Raw genomic sequence first — 15771 nt, 5'->3', positions numbered from 1 at the left:
CTTACCGCAGGTAACGGACACCTCACGTAAGTGGGCAACCAGGTGACGGGCGCCTCACCCTGGCGTAACCTCACCGCGGAAGGTCCGTTGTTACTCGTCAGTGGGGTGACCTGTGCCAGGCTCGCCCCGCGATCACTCGGGCCGAGCCGCCGGGTCAGGGAGGAAGCAGACGCATGGGTGTCGAGATCAAGGTCGAGGACCTCACCAAGTCCTTCGGCAAGCAGCTCATCTGGGGTGACGTCACGCTGACGATCCCCGCGGGTGAGATCAGCGTGATGCTCGGCCCCTCGGGGACGGGCAAGTCGGTGCTGCTCAAGACCCTGATCGGCCTGCTCAAGCCCGACCGGGGCTCGGTGGTGATCGAGGGCACCGACATCGCCTCGTGCTCGGAGAAGGATCTCTACGAGATCCGCAAGCTCTTCGGCGTGCTGTTCCAGGACGGCGCCATGTTCGGCTCGATGAACCTCTACGACAACGTCGCCTTCCCGCTGCGCGAGCACACCAAGAAGTCCGAGTCCGAGGTCCGCGACATCGTCATGGAGAAGATGGACCTGGTCGGTCTGCTGGGCGCGGAGGACAAGCTGCCCGGTGAGATCTCGGGCGGCATGCGCAAGCGCGCCGGCCTGGCGCGCGCGCTGGTGCTCGACCCCGAGATCGTCCTGTTCGACGAGCCGGACTCGGGTCTGGACCCGGTGCGCACGGCGTTCCTGAACCAGCTGATCATCGACCTGAACGCGCAGATCGACGCGACGTTCCTGATCGTGACCCACGACATCAACACCGCCCGCACGGTGCCCGACAACATCGGGCTGCTCTACCACAAGCACCTGGCGATGTTCGGTCCGCGCGAGATGCTGCTGACTTCCGAGGAGCCGGTGGTGCGGCAGTTCCTCAACGCCCAGCGGGTGGGTCCGATCGGGATGAGCGAGGAGAAGGACGCCGACGAGCTGGCGGCCGAGTCCGACCAGGAGCTGCCGCCGCTGCCGCCGATCCCCATGCAGCTGGAGCCCTCGAACGGCATCCCGCGGCGCTCGCAGCGCGAGCCGGGCGCCTGGTGCCGCGAGCACGGCGTCACCCCGCCCTCGGGGTCCTTCGAGGAGAACATGACGATGACCAACTGAGCCCCGCGCTCAGCCGGCAACCGGCGCCCTCCGGCGCCCTCCACGACCTCCTCACCTCTCGGGCCCTCCCCCCACCTGACCAGACGGGAACTGACCACCGGTGGCATCAACCACGACGGCGAGAGTGCTCGCCCCGATCGGGGCTGCGGGCAACCTCTTCGCCTTCGCCCTCGACGTGGGGCGCAGCCTGTTCCGGCGCCCCTTCCAGCTGCGTGAGTTCCTGCAGCAGGCCTGGTTCATCGCCTCGGTCACGATCATCCCGACCGCGCTGGTCGCGATCCCGTTCGGTGCCGTCATCGCGCTGCAGGTGGGCGGGCTGATCAAGCAGTTCGGCGCCCAGTCCTTCACGGGCTCGGCCTCGGTGCTGGCGGTGATCCAGCAAGCGGCACCCATCGGCACGGCCCTGCTCATCGCCGGAGCGGGCGGCTCTGCCATCGCGGCCGACCTCGGCGCGCGCAAGATCCGCGAGGAGCTCGACGCCATGATGGTGCTGGGCATCGACCCGATCCAGCGCCTGGTGGTGCCCCGCGTGCTCGCCTGCATGATGGTGGCGTTCTTCCTCAACGGCATGGTCAGCGTCATCGGCGTCTCGGGCGGCTACGTCTTCAACGTGCTGCTGCAGGACGGCACCCCGGGTGCCTACGTCGCGAGCTTCACCGCCCTCGCGCAGCTGCCCGACCTGTGGATCGGCCTGATCAAGGCGCTCATCTTCGGTCTCATCGCCGCCATCGTGGCCAGCTACAAGGGCATGAACGCCGGCGGCGGGCCCAAGGGCGTGGGCGACGCGGTGAACGAGTCGGTCGTCATCACGTTCCTGCTGCTGTTCGTCGTCAACTTCGTCCTGAGCGCGATCTACCTCCAGATCGTCCCGCCGAAGACGGGTTGAGGACATGGCCACCTTCAAGAGCGTCGCGGCCAAGCCGCTGACCTCCCTCGACAACCTCGGCGGGCAGCTCTCCTTCTACCTCAAGGCGCTGCGTGCCACGCCGCGCTCGGCACTGCGCTACCCCAAGGAGGTCATGCGGATCCTCGCCGAGGTGACCCTCGGCTCGGGTGCGCTGGCCGTCATCGGCGGCACGGTCGGCGTCATCATCGGCATGACCTTCTTCACCGGTGCCCAGGTGGGCCTCTCCGGCTACGCCGCGCTCGACCAGCTGGGCACGGCCCGGCTGGCGGGCTTCGTCTCCGCCTACTTCAACACCCGTGAGATCGCGCCCCTGGTGGCCGGCATCGCGCTGGCGGCCACCGTCGGCTGCGGCTTCACCGCCCAGCTCGGCGCCATGCGCATCTCCGAGGAGGTCGACGCCCTGGAGGTGATGGCCGTGCCCTCGATGCCGTTCCTGGTCACCACCCGGATCCTGGGCGGCCTGATCGCCATCGTGCCGCTCTACGTGGTGGGCCTGCTCTCCTCCTACTTCGCGAGCCGGCTCGTCGTCACGCAGTTCTACGGGCAGTCGGCCGGAACCTACGACGCGTTGTTCAACCAGTTCCTGCCACCGGTCGACGTGCTCTGGTCCTTCGGCAAGGTGCTGGTCTTCGCCATCCTGGTGATCCTCATCCACTGCTACCACGGCTACACCGCCTCCGGCGGTCCCGCCGGGGTGGGCGTGGCCGTGGGCCGGGCCGTGCGCACCAGCATCGTGGCCATCAACGTGGTCGACCTGCTGCTCTCGATGGCGATCTGGGGCACGACCACGACAGTGAGGTTGGCCGGATGATGGGGCGCCTGCTGGGCAACTTCAAGCTGCTCGGGATCCTGTTCCTGGGTCTCGTGGTGCTCTCCGCGTGGCTGACCTACGCGATCTTCACCAAGAAGTTCGTCACCTACGAGGAGGTCACCCTCGAGACCTCCAACGTCGGGCTCGCGCTCCCGGCGCGCGCCGACGTCAAGATCCGCGGCGTCATCGTGGGCGAGGTGCTGGAGGCCACGGCCGCGGAGACCCGCGACAGCGGCGCCCAGCTGCTGCTCGGTCTCTACCCCGACTCCGTCGACACGATCCCCGCCAACGTGACCGCATCGATCGTGCCGAAGACTCTCTTCGGCGAGAAGTACGTCTCGCTGATCGTCCCCGACCAGCCCGACAGCCAGCACATCGAGGCCGGCGACACGATCACCAAGACCGTCGTGGCCACCGAGGTCGAGGAGGTCCTCAACGACCTCTACCCGCTGCTCACCACGGTGCAGCCGGCCGACCTCAACATGACCCTCAACGCGGTCGCGACCGCCCTGGAGGGCCGCGGCGACCAGCTGGGCGAGAACCTCGAGACGGTCGACTCCTACCTCAAGCGCCTCAACCCCCAGATCCCGGCCCTGGTCGAGGACCTGCGGCTGACCGCCGAGGTCTCCGACACCTACTCCGACATCCTCCCGCAGGTCGGCACCATCCTGGAGAACACGATCACCACCACCGGCACCCTCGAGGGACGCGAGCAGCAGCTCAACGCGCTCTTCGACGACGTCGCCTCGCTCTCGGCCACCACGCAGACCTTTCTCGACGAGAACGGTGACGAGCTGGTGCGGCTGAGCGACGTGAGTGCGGAGCAGCTCAGCACACTCGCCCGCTACGCCCCCGAGTTCCCCTGCCTGACCCAGGGGCTGGTCAACGTCGGCAAGCGGTCGGCGGAGTCATTCCGCGGGTTCACCCTGCACATCGTGCTCGAGACCCTCCCGCGCCAACCGCGCCGCTACACCCCGGCCGACCGGCCTGAGCTGGGTGAGGACCGCGGAGCCAACTGCGTGAACCTGCCCAACCCGCCGTGGAGCCAGGAGAACCCCGTCAAGCGCCAGCCCGACTTCCAGGACGGCGTCGACGAGCCCACCGGCAAGGGAACCTCGCGCGTGGCCCCGGACTACAGCGACCTGCGCTTCGCCGGCACGGTGAGCGACAACGACGTCGTGCGCCGGATGCTCGCCGAGAGCGGTGGCGTCGACAGCGACCTGGGCGTCCTGCTCGCCGGCCCGCTGATGGTCGAGCCGGACACGGGCGGTGAGCGCTGATGCCCGCTCTGGACAAGAAGACGACGATCGACCTCGCCAAGCTGCTGGTCTTCATCGTGACCACCACCCTGGCCACCGGACTGCTGGTGATCACGATCGGCAACATCTCCTTCAGCGGCGCCAACGAGTACAAGGCGCAGTTCACCGACGCCACCGGCGTCGTCAAGGGCGACGAGATCCGCATCGCGGGCGTCAAGGTCGGGACCGTCAGCGACGTCGACATCGTCGACCGGACGCGGGCGGTGGTGACCTTCAACGTCGACGAGGGCACGCCGGTCACCGACGTCACCCAGGCCGCGATCCGGTACCGCAACCTCGTGGGGCAGCGCTACATCTCGCTGACGGCCGAGCCCGGGGCGGGTGAGCCGCTCGAGGAGGGCGACACCATCCCGGTGGCGCGCACCTCGCCCGCGCTCGACCTCACGGTGCTCTTCAACGGCTTCAAGCCGCTCTTCCGGGCGCTCTCGCCCGACGACGTCAACCAGCTCTCCTTCGAGATCATCCAGGTCTTCCAGGGCGAGGGCGGCACGCTGGAGAGCCTTCTCGGCAGCACGGCGTCGGTCACCTCCACGCTGGCCGACCGTGACGAGGTGATCACCAGCCTGATCACCAACCTCGACGTCGTCCTGGACAACCTCGCCGACCGCGACCAGCAGCTGACCCAGCTGATCACGAGCTTCCGCACGCTGGTGGGCGGCCTCAAGGACGACCGGCAGGCGATCCTGACCTCGCTGGACGGCATCTCCGACCTCGCGGTCGAGACCGCCGGCCTGGCACAGGGCATCCGCGCCCCCTTCGTGGAGGACATCAAGCAGCTGCGCCGCTTCGCCGGCAACGTCGACCGCAACAAGGCCGAGCTCGACCGGGCGCTGCAGGTGCTCCCGATCAAGCTCGAGAAGGTCGGCCGCACCGCCATCTACGGCTCGTGGTTCAACTTCTACCTCTGTGACTTCACCGGTCGCGTCACCCTTCCCGCCGGTGTCTCGCTGCCGCTCTCCTACAACGTCGGCGCGGAGAGGTGTGACCTGCGGCCATGAAGCCCTTCCGCGAGCGCAACCCCGTGATCATCGGTGCCATCAGCCTGGCCGTGCTGACCGGCCTGCTGCTGGCCGCCTTCCGCGCCCAGGACCTGCCGCTGATCGGCGGTGGCGACACCTACTACGCCAGCTTCACCGAGGCCGGCGGCCTCGAGGTCAACGACGAGGTCCGCATCGCCGGCGTCCGCGTCGGCAAGGTCGACTCCATCGAGCTCGACGACGGCAAGGTCAAGGTCGGCTTCAAGGTCGAGAGCGACTCCGGCTTCGGCGAGCAGACCGCGGCCTCGATCCGCGTCAAGACGCTGCTGGGCCAGATGTTCGTCTCCCTGGAGCCCGAGGGCGAGGGGCAGCTCGAGGAGGGCTCCACGATCCCGGTGGAGCGCACCACCTCGCCCTTCGACGTCGTCGACGCCTTCGAGGGGCTGGCCGAGACCTCCGCCGACATCGACACCGACCAGCTGGCGGAGTCCCTCACGACGCTGGCCGACCTGACCCGCAACACCCCCGAGGAGTTCCAGGCGGCGCTCTCCGGGGTCTCGCGCCTCTCCCGCAACATCGCCGCCAAGGACGAGGAGCTGAACTCCCTGCTCACCAACCTCGAGCGGGTCTCCACGGTGCTCGACGAGCGCGACGACGACATCATCGCGCTGATGGACGACGCCGACGTGCTCTTCCGGGCCCTGGTGGCGCGACGCGACTCCATCCACGACCTGCTGGTCGCCACCTCGACGCTCTCCGAGGAGCTCACGGCCCTGGTGCGCCAGAGCCGCGGCGACCTGGCTCCCGCCCTGCGCAACCTCGAGAGCGTGCTCGCGGTGCTGAACAAGAACGAGGACAACCTGGACAACAGCCTGCGGCTGCTGGAGCCCTTCTACCGGGTCTTCGCCAACACCCTGGGCACGGGCCCCTGGTTCGACACCTACATCGAGAACCTCCCGCCGGTGCCCAACATCCCGAACGGGGGCATCGGCTGATGGGCCGGCTGCAGCGGGCGATCGTGCCCCTGATCCTCGCCGCCCTCGCGGTGGCGGCCGCCGTCGTCGTGTTCGGCGGCGGACCCGACCAGCGCACGCTGACCGCCTACTTCCCGCGCACCATCTCCCTCTACGAGGGCAGCGACGTGCGGGTGCTCGGCGTCGGTGTGGGCACCGTCGAGAGCGTGGTGCCCGAGGGCACCCGCGTGAAGGTGGTCATGCGCTACGACCCCGAGGTCGACCTGCCCGCCGACGCCTCCGCGGTGCTGATCGCCCCATCGGTGGTGGGCGACCGTTACGTGCAGATCACGCCGGCCTTCGAGGAGGGTGACCAGGCGCTCCCCGACGACGTCGTCCTCGAGGAGGACCGCACCGAGGTCCCGATCGAGCTCGACCAGATCTACGCCAGCCTGGACCGCCTGACGGTGGCGCTGGGGCCCGACGGCGCGAACTCCGACGGAGCGCTGACCGACCTGCTCGAGCAGACGGCCCGCAACTTCGGCGGCCAGGGCGCCACGTTCAACCAGACGATCCGTGACTTCAGCACGCTCTCCCAGACGCTCGACAACAACAAGGAGGAGCTGTTCGGCTCCCTCGCCGAGCTGCAGAACTTCGTGAGCACCCTGGCCGAGAACGACCAGATCGTCCGCGACTTCAACACCTCCCTCGGCGCGGTGTCGACGTTGCTCGACGGCGAGCGCCAGGAGCTCACGGCGGCGCTCGACAACCTCGGCACCGCGCTGGAGGAGGTCGGCTCGTTCGTGCAGGAGAACCGGGCCTCGCTGGGACGCAACATCAACGGGCTCAACCGGGTGGCCAAGGTGCTGGTCAAGCGTCGCGGCGAGCTCGACCAGATCCTGCGCATCGCGCCGGTGGCGCTGAACAACCTGGCGCTCACCTACAACCCCGACGCCGGCACGCTCGACACCAACGCGAACCTCGGGGAGCTCGAGGGCCGCATCGCCAGCGATCCCACCGGGCTGCTGTGCGCCCTGGTGAGCGCCAACGACCCCACCGGTCGCCTGTGCGAGCTCGTCAGCGGGCTCGATCCACGCAACCGCCCGGCGCCGCTCGGCGCCGGTGCCCAGGGCGGGCAGGGCACCCGGGGCGAGGGTCTGACCCAGCGCCGCGCCGCGGAGCAGCAGCGGGTGCAGACCGGGTTCGACCTGTCCCTCAACGGCCTGGTGGAGGTTGACCGATGAGCACCTCGCGCGCCCGGCGTCCCGGGCTCCGCCGCCGCCTGGCCGCTGCCCTGGTCGCCGTCTGCGCCGGCGTCTCGCTGAGCGCCTGCGACTTCGAGGTGACCTCGCTGCCGCTGCCCGGCGGTCCCGACGTCGGCGACGACCCGATGCAGGTCACGGTGGAGTTCCGCGACGTGCTCGACCTCGTGCCGCAGTCCGCGGTCAAGATCGACGAGGTCAGCATCGGCAAGGTGACCTCGGTCGAGCTCGACGCCGAGACCCAGACCGCCGTCGTCACCCTGGAGCTGCCGGCCGACACGCAGCTGCCGGCCAACGCGGTCGCCGAGATCCGCCAGACCAGCCTGCTGGGCGAGAAGTTCGTCGAGCTCGACGCGCCCGAGGAGGGCGCCGAGGTGGCGCTGCTCGAGGACGGCGACACCATCGACCTCGACCGCACGGGCCGCAACCCCGAGGTCGAGGAGGTGCTGGGTGCCCTGAGCCTGGTGCTCAACGGCGGGGGCGTCGCCCAGTTGCAGACGATCTCCCAGGAGGTCAACGCTGCGCTCGAGGGCCGGGAGGACGCCGCCAAGTCGGTGCTGAACCAGATCGACGAGCTCACCGGCCAGCTCGACGACAACAAGGGCGACATCGTCAACGCCATCGAGGCCCTGGACCGCCTGGCCCGCTCGGCGCGCGAGCAGCAGGGCACCATCAACGCGGCGCTCGAGGAGCTGCCCAGCGCGCTGAACTCGATCGACCGCCAGCGCGAGGACCTGGTCCGGATGCTCGGGGCGCTCAACGACCTCAGCGACGTCGGCGTGCGCGTGATCCGGCTCTCGAAGGACAGCACGATCGAGGCGCTGACCCAGCTCCAGCCCGTGCTCACCAAGCTCGCCGACTCCGGGGACGCGTTCGTGGACTCGTTCAACGTGGCCCTGACCTTCCCCTTCATCGACGAGGTGGTCGGGCGCGACCCGCAGGTGGCGCGCAACATCGCGTTCGGCGACTACACCAACCTCTCGGTGACCCTCGACCTCGACCTGGGCGACCTGAACCTGCCCGGACTCCCGTGCACCCTCCTGGAGGAGATCCCCGACGACCTTCCGCTCGAGGACATCCTCGACCTGCAGAACCTCTGCGAGGGTGCGAGCAACGCGATCACCCGCTGCGTCAACGACCCGACTCCTGCCAACTGCGCCGCGCTGCCCGCGGGTGTCCTCGACGCGGTCTGCGAGTCGCTGCCGGTCAACCTGCCCGTGCTGTGCGGCGGCCCCGGCGGCCGCGGCAACGGCGGCGGTGGCCTGCTCCCCGACCTCGGTGACGGGCTGGGCGACCTGGGCACGAACCTGGGCAACAACCTGGGCAACGTGCTCGGCGGTCCGCGCCGTGGCAGCAGCAGCGGTGAAGGCGGTGGCAGCGGCGGCCTGGGCGGCCTGCTCAACCGCCCCGCGCCAGGGGCGTCCGCGCCCCGTGCCTCGGCCGGACCGACGATGGGCCAGCTGATGCAGGTCTACGACCCCGGACTGGTCGTCATGCTCGTGCCACCCCTGGCCGTTGGAGGTCGCTCGTGATCACCCGCCGCACCAAGGTCCAGCTGGTGATCTTCGTGATCATCACGCTGGTCGGTGTCTCCTACGTCGGCGCCCGCTACGCCCGGCTGGACCGGTTGGTGCGCGACGACGCCTACACGGTGGTCGCGCACTTCGCCGAGTCCGGCGGCATCTTCACCCGCGCCGAGGTGACCTACCGCGGTGTGACGGTCGGTCAGGTCGAGAAGCTCGTGCTCACCGACGGCGGCGTCGACGTGCACCTGGGCATCCAGAACAGCTGGGACGACATCCCGGCGGACTCGCTGGCGGTGGTGGGCAACAAGTCCGCCATCGGCGAGCAGTTCGTCGAGATCCAGCCTCAGGTGGACCCGGGGGAGACCGACGACTACCTCGTGGACGACTCCGAGATCGATCGCGACGACACCGAGACGCCGCTGCCCACCGAGACCCTGCTCGGTGACCTGGCCACGACGGTGGGCTCGGTGGACCGCGAGGCGCTGCGCACGACCATCACCGAGCTCGGCGACGCCTTCGCCGGTTCCGGCGAGGACCTGCAGCGGATCATCGACACCGGCAACTCCTTCATCCAGGAGGCCGACCGCAACTTCGACGTGACCACGGCGCTGATCCGTGACGGCAAGACCGTCCTGGAGGGGCAGGTCGCCTCGGAGTCGGCGCTGCGGGAGTTCGCCAGCGGCCTGTCACGGTTCAGCACGGCGCTGGCGGGGGCCGACGGCGACCTGCGCCAGGTCATCGACACCGGCTCGTTCACCGCCACCCAGCTGCGCACCTTCATCGAGGACAACCAGGTCCAGCTGGGCGAGCTGATCCGCAACCTCACCACCACCGGCGAGGTCATCGTCAAGCGGCTGCCGGGCATCGAGCAGCTGCTGGTGATCTACCCCTACGTGGTGGAGGGCTCCTTCACCGTGCTCTCCAAGACGCCGGCGACCGGCCTCTACGACGCGCACTTCGGGCTCATCATCACCTCCACGACGCCGTGCAAGCGCGGCTACCTGCCGGTGAGCGAGCGACGCGACCCCAACGACCGGGGCGACATCCCGTTCCCGACGAACCTCGGGTGCGACGAGCCGATCACGCAGAGCAACCCGCGTGGCGCGCAGAACGCCCCGCCGCGTGCGCCGGTGGACTACGACCGCAGCCCGGTCGTGGCCACCTACGACCCGACCACGGGTGAGCTCGAGTGGACCGAGGACGGGGCCGACCGCGTCGCGGCGGCGGCCGGCCGAGGCGACGGTCGGAGCAGCGGTCAGGGCGCGTCGGGCACCACCGGGCCCCCGGCCTCGACCGCCACGGGTAGCGTGGCACCTCCCGAGCTGGGAGAGGAGACGTGGAAGTGGCTGTACCTCCAGCCTCTGCTGGGTCGGTGACCCCGCCCGACGAGACTGCCGACGACGCCACGACCCCTTCCGACCCGACCTCCGGCCAGCAGGACGCCGCCCGCTCCCGCGGGTGGCGCCGCGCGGTGCTGGTCGCTGCCGTGCTGGCGATCGTGCTCTGCCTCATCTCCCTCGGGGTCCTCCTGGCCCTGCGCCTGACCGACGGCGACGAGGGGCCGGGCAGCCTCGCCGAGCAGCAGGCCGAGCGTGACGCGGTGATGGACCGCGCTGGTGAGTTCGTCGTCAAGGTCAACACCTTCGGTCCGAGCATGCTCGACGCGCAGGGTCAGCTGCCCGGCTACACCGCCGACGTGGCCGCCCTGATGACCCCCGACTCGGCCACGTGCTTCGAGCGCACGGCCTTCCTGCCCGCACAGCTGGCCTCCCAGACCGGTTACGGACGCGCCGCCGAGGTCTTCGCGACCGGTGTCATCTCGCAGGGCGAGGGCAGCGCCAGCGCGCTGGTCGCCTTCGGCCAGACCGTCAGCTACCCCGACCCCGAGGCCGAGGAGGGCTCCGAGGAGCGGGTCGACCTGGAGACCACCCCGCAACGCTGGCAGGTCAACCTCCTGCGCGAGGACGACGAGTGGCGCGTCGACGAGTTCGCCCCGGTGCCCGCGGTGCCGACCGACGGCTGCGCCGGCACCGAGCCGGGCGAGCTGCCGACCGGTCTGCCCGAGCCGGCCCCGAGCGGCCAGCCGACCCAGCAGCCCACCCAGCAGCCCACCCAGCAGCCGTCCCAGGGCGGGAGCCAGGGTGGGGGCCAGCAGGGTGGGCCCTCGCAGGGAGCGACGCCGTGACGATCAACCTCTACGACGTCCTCGGCGTCGACGCCGACGCGACCACGGAGCAGGTGCGCGCCGCCTGGAAGGACGCCATCGCCGACCTGGGCCCGGGCGACCGGATGTTCCGGGTCTACAACCAGGCCGCCGAGGTGCTGCTGGACCCGGCGCGTCGCGCCGAGCACGACGCCGAGGTGCTGGGCGCCGACGAGCCGGACGGGGCACCCGTCGCGGAGCCCGTCGTCCCTCCCGAGGCCGCGCCGGAGCCGGATCCGGAGCCGGACCCGGAGCCTGAGCCCGAGCCGGACCCGGAGCCTGACCCCGAGCCGCAGCCGGCGCCCGCGGGAGCCGTGGCAGGTCGCCCTGGTCCGGCCACCTGGGTGCTCGCGGTCGTGGGTGCCCTGGCGGTGGCCGTCGTGGCGGTCACCGTGCTCACCTGGGTACGCCTGGGGGGCGGTGGCGCCGGCGACGGCACCGGCATCGACGACGAGCGCGTGCGCGCCGCGCAGTCCGCGGCCGAGCAGGCGGCGGTCCCGGTGCTCTCCTACGACTTCCGCGACCTGGACGGCAACCTGGTCGAGGCGCAGTCCTACATGACCGACGAGTACGCGGCCGAGCGCAGCGAGCTCGTGAACGACCTGCGTCCTACCATCGAGCAGACCCAGACCGTGGTCGACGCCGAGGTGCTGAGCTCCGCGATCTCCCAGGTCACCGAGAACCGGGTGGACGTGCTGACGATGGTCGACCAGCGCACCACCCAGGCCGGTGGGGAGCCGACGGTCTTCGCGATGTGGAGCACGCTGAGCATGACGCAGGTCGACGGCGAGTGGCGGGTCGCGGGCGTGACCACGACCGGCGTCCCGGCCCCCTAGCGACGGGGCCCGGCCCGGCGCCCCTGCGCCATCACGTCCACCGTCTCCACCGGGGGACCCGCAGGTGCTTGACCTGGGCGGCCCGGCAGCGGATGATCATGCCCACGCTCGCGCGACGACGCCGCGGTCTACCAGCCGCGCCTTGCCGAGCGTGGTGAATTCGGCTACTGTGGCGCATTGCGCCTGCCCTCAGATGCTCATCGCCTGCCCGGTGGCTGATGATGTGGGGTGGCGGCGCCATTCACCAGCGTTCACGTCGAAGGACACCTCTTGGCCGCGCGCAGCTCCACTGCACCCACTTCGTCCAAGTCCCCCCGCATCTCGTTCGCGAAGATCTCCGAGCCACTCGAGGTCCCGCAGCTGCTCTCCCTCCAGACCGACAGCTTCGACTGGCTGATCGGCAACGAGGCGTGGCAGGAGCGTACCCAGGCTCGGATCGACGCGGGGGAGGACGCCTCGACCAAGTCGGGGCTCACCGAGATCTTCGAGGAGATCTCCCCGATCGAGGACTTCTCGGAGACGATGTCGCTCTCCTTCGAGAACCCGGTCTTCTACGACCCCAAGTACTCCGTCGACGAGTGCAAGGAGAAGGACTTCACCTACTCCGCACCGCTCTACGTCTCGGCCGAGTTCACCAACAACGACACCGGTGAGATCAAGGGCCAGACGGTCTTCATGGGCGACTTCCCGCTCATGACCCCCAAGGGCACCTTCGTCATCAACGGCACCGAGCGCGTCGTCGTCAGCCAGCTGGTGCGCAGCCCCGGCGTCTACTTCGAGCGCACCGCCGACAAGACCTCCGACAAGGACATCTACACCTCGCGGCTGATCCCCTCGCGCGGTGCCTGGCTGGAGTTCGAGATCGACAAGCGCGACCTGGTCGGCGTCCGCCTGGACCGCAAGCGCAAGCAGAACGTCACCGTGCTGCTCAAGGCCTTCGCGGCCGTCGCCGAGGAGACCGGCGAGGACTACGACTACGAGGCCGTGATCGCCGAGCTCCGCGAGTTCGAGTCGATCCAGCTCACCGAGGAGAAGGACAACACCCAGGGCCCCGACGACGCCCTCCTCGACATCTACCGCAAGCTGCGCCCCGGCGAGCCGCCGACCCGCGAGGCCGCGCTGACGCTGCTGAAGAACTACTACTTCAACCCCAAGCGCTACGACCTGGCCAAGGTCGGGCGGTACAAGATCAACAAGAAGCTGGGCCAGGACGAGGCCTTCGACCAGCAGACGCTGACGATCGCCGACATCGTCGCCGCGATCCGCTACATCGTCTCGCTGCACGACGGTCGCGCGACCATGCCCGGCCCGCTGGGCGAGGTCGAGCTCGGCCCCGACGACATCGACCACTTCGGCAACCGGCGCATGCGCACGGTGGGCGAGCTGATCCAGAACCAGCTGCGCACCGGCCTGGCCCGCATGGAGCGCGTGGTCCGCGAGCGGATGACGACCCAGGACGTCGAGGCCATCACGCCGCAGTCGCTGATCAACATCCGGCCGGTCGTGGCGGCGCTGAAGGAGTTCTTCGGCACCTCCCAGCTGAGCCAGTTCATGGACCAGACCAACCCGATCGCCGGGCTGACCCACAAGCGTCGCCTCTCGGCGCTGGGCCCCGGCGGTCTCTCGCGCGACCGCGCGGGCATGGAGGTCCGCGACGTCCACCCCTCGCACTACGGCCGCATGTGCCCGATCGAGACCCCGGAGGGCCCGAACATCGGCCTGATCGGGTCGCTGGCCTCCTACGGCCGGATCAACCCGTTCGGCTTCGTCGAGACGCCCTACCGCAAGGTCGTCGACGGCGTCGTCACCGACCAGGTCGACTACCTCACCGCCGACGACGAGGACCGCTACGTCATCGCGCAGGCCAACGCCGGCCTCGACGACTCCGGTCGCTTCTCCGAGGAGCGGGTGCTGGTGCGCCAGCGCGACGGCGAGGTCTCCGAGATCCTCGCCGGCGAGGTCGACTACATGGACGTCTCGCCGCGTCAGATGGTCTCCGTGGCCACCGCGCTGATCCCCTTCCTCGAGCACGACGACGCCAACCGCGCGCTCATGGGCGCCAACATGCAGCGCCAGGCGGTGCCGCTGATCACCAGCGACAGCCCGCTGGTGGGCACGGGCATCGAGTTCCGCGCCGCCGTCGACGCCGGTGACGTGGTCGTGGCCGACAAGGCCGGTGTGGTCAAGGAGGTCTCGGCCGACCTGGTCGAGACGATGAACGACGACGGCACCTACAGCACCTACAAGCTGGCCAAGTTCCGTCGCTCCAACCAGGGCACCTGCATCAACCAGCGGCCGCTGGTGGCCGAGGGCGAGCGCCTCGAGATCGGCAGCCCGATCGCCGACGGTCCGTGCACCGACCAGGCGGAGATGGCGCTGGGCACCAACCTGCTCGTCGCCTTCATGCCCTGGCAGGGTCACAACTACGAGGACGCCATCATCCTCAGCCAGCGCCTGGTGCAGCAGGACGTCCTCACCTCGATCCACATCGAGGAGCACGAGGTCGACGCCCGCGACACCAAGCTGGGCCCCGAGGAGATCACCCGCGACATCCCCAACGTCTCCGAGGAGATGCTGGCCGACCTCGACGAGCGCGGCATCATCCGCATCGGCGCCGAGGTCACCACCGGCGACATCCTGGTCGGCAAGGTGACGCCCAAGGGCGAGACCGAGCTGACCCCCGAGGAGCGGCTGCTGCGCGCGATCTTCGGCGAGAAGGCGCGCGAGGTGCGCGACACCTCGATGAAGGTGCCCCACGGCGAGTCCGGCACCGTCATCGGCGTGCGGGTCTTCGACCGCGAGGACGGCGACGAGCTGCCCCCGGGCGTCAACCAGCTGGTCCGCGTCTACGTGGCGCAGAAGCGCAAGATCTCGGTGGGCGACAAGCTCGCCGGTCGCCACGGCAACAAGGGCGTCATCGCCAAGATCCTGCCGATCGAGGACATGCCGTTCATGGAGGACGGCACCCCCGTCGACGTCGTGCTCAACCCGCTGGGTGTGCCGCGACGCATGAACGTGGGCCAGATCCTCGAGCTGCACCTGGGCTGGCTGGCCAAGCAGGGCTGGGACCTCAACCTCGCCTCCGACACCTCGGACGCGGACTGGAAGCAGCGCCTGATCAAGATCCACGCCGACAAGTCCGAGGCGGGCACCAAGGTCGCCACCCCGGTCTTCGACGGTGCGCGCGAGGACGAGATCACCGGTCTGCTCGGCTCGACCCTGCCCAACCGCGACGGCGTCCGCGTCGTGCGCGAGGACGGCAAGGCCAGCCTGTTCGACGGTCGTTCCGGCGAGCCCTTCCCCGACCCGGTGTCGGTGGGCTACATGTACATCCTCAAGCTGCACCACCTCGTGGACGACAAGATCCACGCCCGCAGCACCGGCCCCTACTCGATGATCACGCAGCAGCCCCTGGGCGGTAAGGCCCAGTTCGGCGGCCAGCGGTTCGGCGAGATGGAGGTCTGGGCGATGGAGGCCTACGGCGCCGCCTACGCCCTGCAGGAGCTGCTGACCATCAAGTCCGACGACGTGCCCGGTCGCGTCAAGGTCTACGAGGCGATCGTCAAGGGCGAGAACATCCCCGACTCCGGCATCCCGGAGTCGTTCAAGGTGCTCGTCAAGGAGATGCAGTCGCTCTGCCTCAACGTGGAGGTGCTGTCCCAGGACGGCACGGCCATCGAGATGCGCGACGCGGAGGAGGACGTCTTCCGCGCCGCCGAGGAGCTCGGCATCGACCTGTCCCGCCGCGAGCCCAGCTCGGTCGAAGAGGTGTGAGCACCGGCCGGCGCCCGCGCGGCGCCGGCCGGACTCCGCCCCCCTTACTCGTATTTCGCAAGTCCTAACGAAGGGTCAGCAG

Annotated in this window: 12 protein-coding genes; all 12 read left to right on the top strand. The window is 69.7% G+C overall.

The window, feature by feature from the left end:
- Nucleotides 1-173: 173 nt before the first annotated feature.
- Nucleotides 174-1121, top strand: coding sequence for an ABC transporter ATP-binding protein (locus tag ABD948_RS10570; RefSeq protein WP_345265512.1), 948 nt, complete (start codon nucleotides 174-176; stop codon nucleotides 1119-1121).
- 124 nt (nucleotides 1122-1245) lie between these two features.
- On the top strand, nucleotides 1246-2007 hold the full coding sequence (locus ABD948_RS10565; RefSeq protein WP_425576560.1) for an MlaE family ABC transporter permease: 762 nt from the start codon (nucleotides 1246-1248) through the stop codon (nucleotides 2005-2007).
- Nucleotides 2008-2011: 4 nt separating this feature from the next.
- A complete protein-coding gene (locus ABD948_RS10560; RefSeq protein ID WP_345265508.1) occupies nucleotides 2012-2839 on the top strand; it encodes an MlaE family ABC transporter permease in 828 nt (275 codons plus the stop codon).
- Complete coding sequence (locus ABD948_RS10555; protein ID WP_345265506.1) at nucleotides 2836-4119, top strand: MCE family protein; 1284 nt, start codon at nucleotides 2836-2838, stop codon at nucleotides 4117-4119. Before ABD948_RS10560 ends, ABD948_RS10555 begins: the two co-directional genes overlap by 4 nt.
- Nucleotides 4119-5156, top strand: coding sequence for an MCE family protein (locus tag ABD948_RS10550; RefSeq protein WP_345265504.1), 1038 nt, complete (start codon nucleotides 4119-4121; stop codon nucleotides 5154-5156). The genes ABD948_RS10555 and ABD948_RS10550 overlap by 1 nt, the downstream gene beginning before the upstream one ends.
- Nucleotides 5153-6130, top strand: coding sequence for an MCE family protein (locus ABD948_RS10545; protein WP_345265502.1), 978 nt, complete (start codon nucleotides 5153-5155; stop codon nucleotides 6128-6130). Before ABD948_RS10550 ends, ABD948_RS10545 begins: the two co-directional genes overlap by 4 nt.
- Nucleotides 6130-7332 carry an MCE family protein gene (locus ABD948_RS10540; protein ID WP_345265500.1) on the top strand — a complete coding sequence of 401 codons (1203 nt, stop codon included), beginning with the start codon at nucleotides 6130-6132 and terminating at the stop codon, nucleotides 7330-7332. The genes ABD948_RS10545 and ABD948_RS10540 overlap by 1 nt, the downstream gene beginning before the upstream one ends.
- On the top strand, nucleotides 7329-8882 hold the full coding sequence (locus ABD948_RS10535) for an MCE family protein (RefSeq protein ID WP_345265498.1): 1554 nt from the start codon (nucleotides 7329-7331) through the stop codon (nucleotides 8880-8882). The genes ABD948_RS10540 and ABD948_RS10535 overlap by 4 nt, the downstream gene beginning before the upstream one ends.
- Complete coding sequence (locus ABD948_RS10530) at nucleotides 8879-10252, top strand: MCE family protein (RefSeq protein WP_345265496.1); 1374 nt, start codon at nucleotides 8879-8881, stop codon at nucleotides 10250-10252. Before ABD948_RS10535 ends, ABD948_RS10530 begins: the two co-directional genes overlap by 4 nt.
- Complete coding sequence (locus ABD948_RS10525) at nucleotides 10249-11061, top strand: hypothetical protein (RefSeq protein ID WP_345265494.1); 813 nt, start codon at nucleotides 10249-10251, stop codon at nucleotides 11059-11061. Before ABD948_RS10530 ends, ABD948_RS10525 begins: the two co-directional genes overlap by 4 nt.
- Nucleotides 11058-11915 (top strand): J domain-containing protein, encoded by an 858-nt coding sequence (locus ABD948_RS10520; protein WP_345265492.1) that lies wholly within the window; start codon nucleotides 11058-11060, stop codon nucleotides 11913-11915. Before ABD948_RS10525 ends, ABD948_RS10520 begins: the two co-directional genes overlap by 4 nt.
- 270 nt (nucleotides 11916-12185) lie before the next feature.
- A complete protein-coding gene (gene rpoB / locus ABD948_RS10515) occupies nucleotides 12186-15689 on the top strand; it encodes a DNA-directed RNA polymerase subunit beta (protein ID WP_345265490.1) in 3504 nt (1167 codons plus the stop codon).
- The last annotated feature ends 82 nt before the right edge of the window (nucleotides 15690-15771 follow it).

The sequence above is a fragment of the Nocardioides nanhaiensis genome (assembly GCF_039542785.1).
In the GTDB taxonomy this organism is placed as follows: Bacteria; Actinomycetota; Actinomycetes; order Propionibacteriales; family Nocardioidaceae; genus Nocardioides; species Nocardioides nanhaiensis.
Note: the sequence above shows the minus strand (reverse complement) of the source record. Positions and strands in the feature narration are given on the sequence as shown.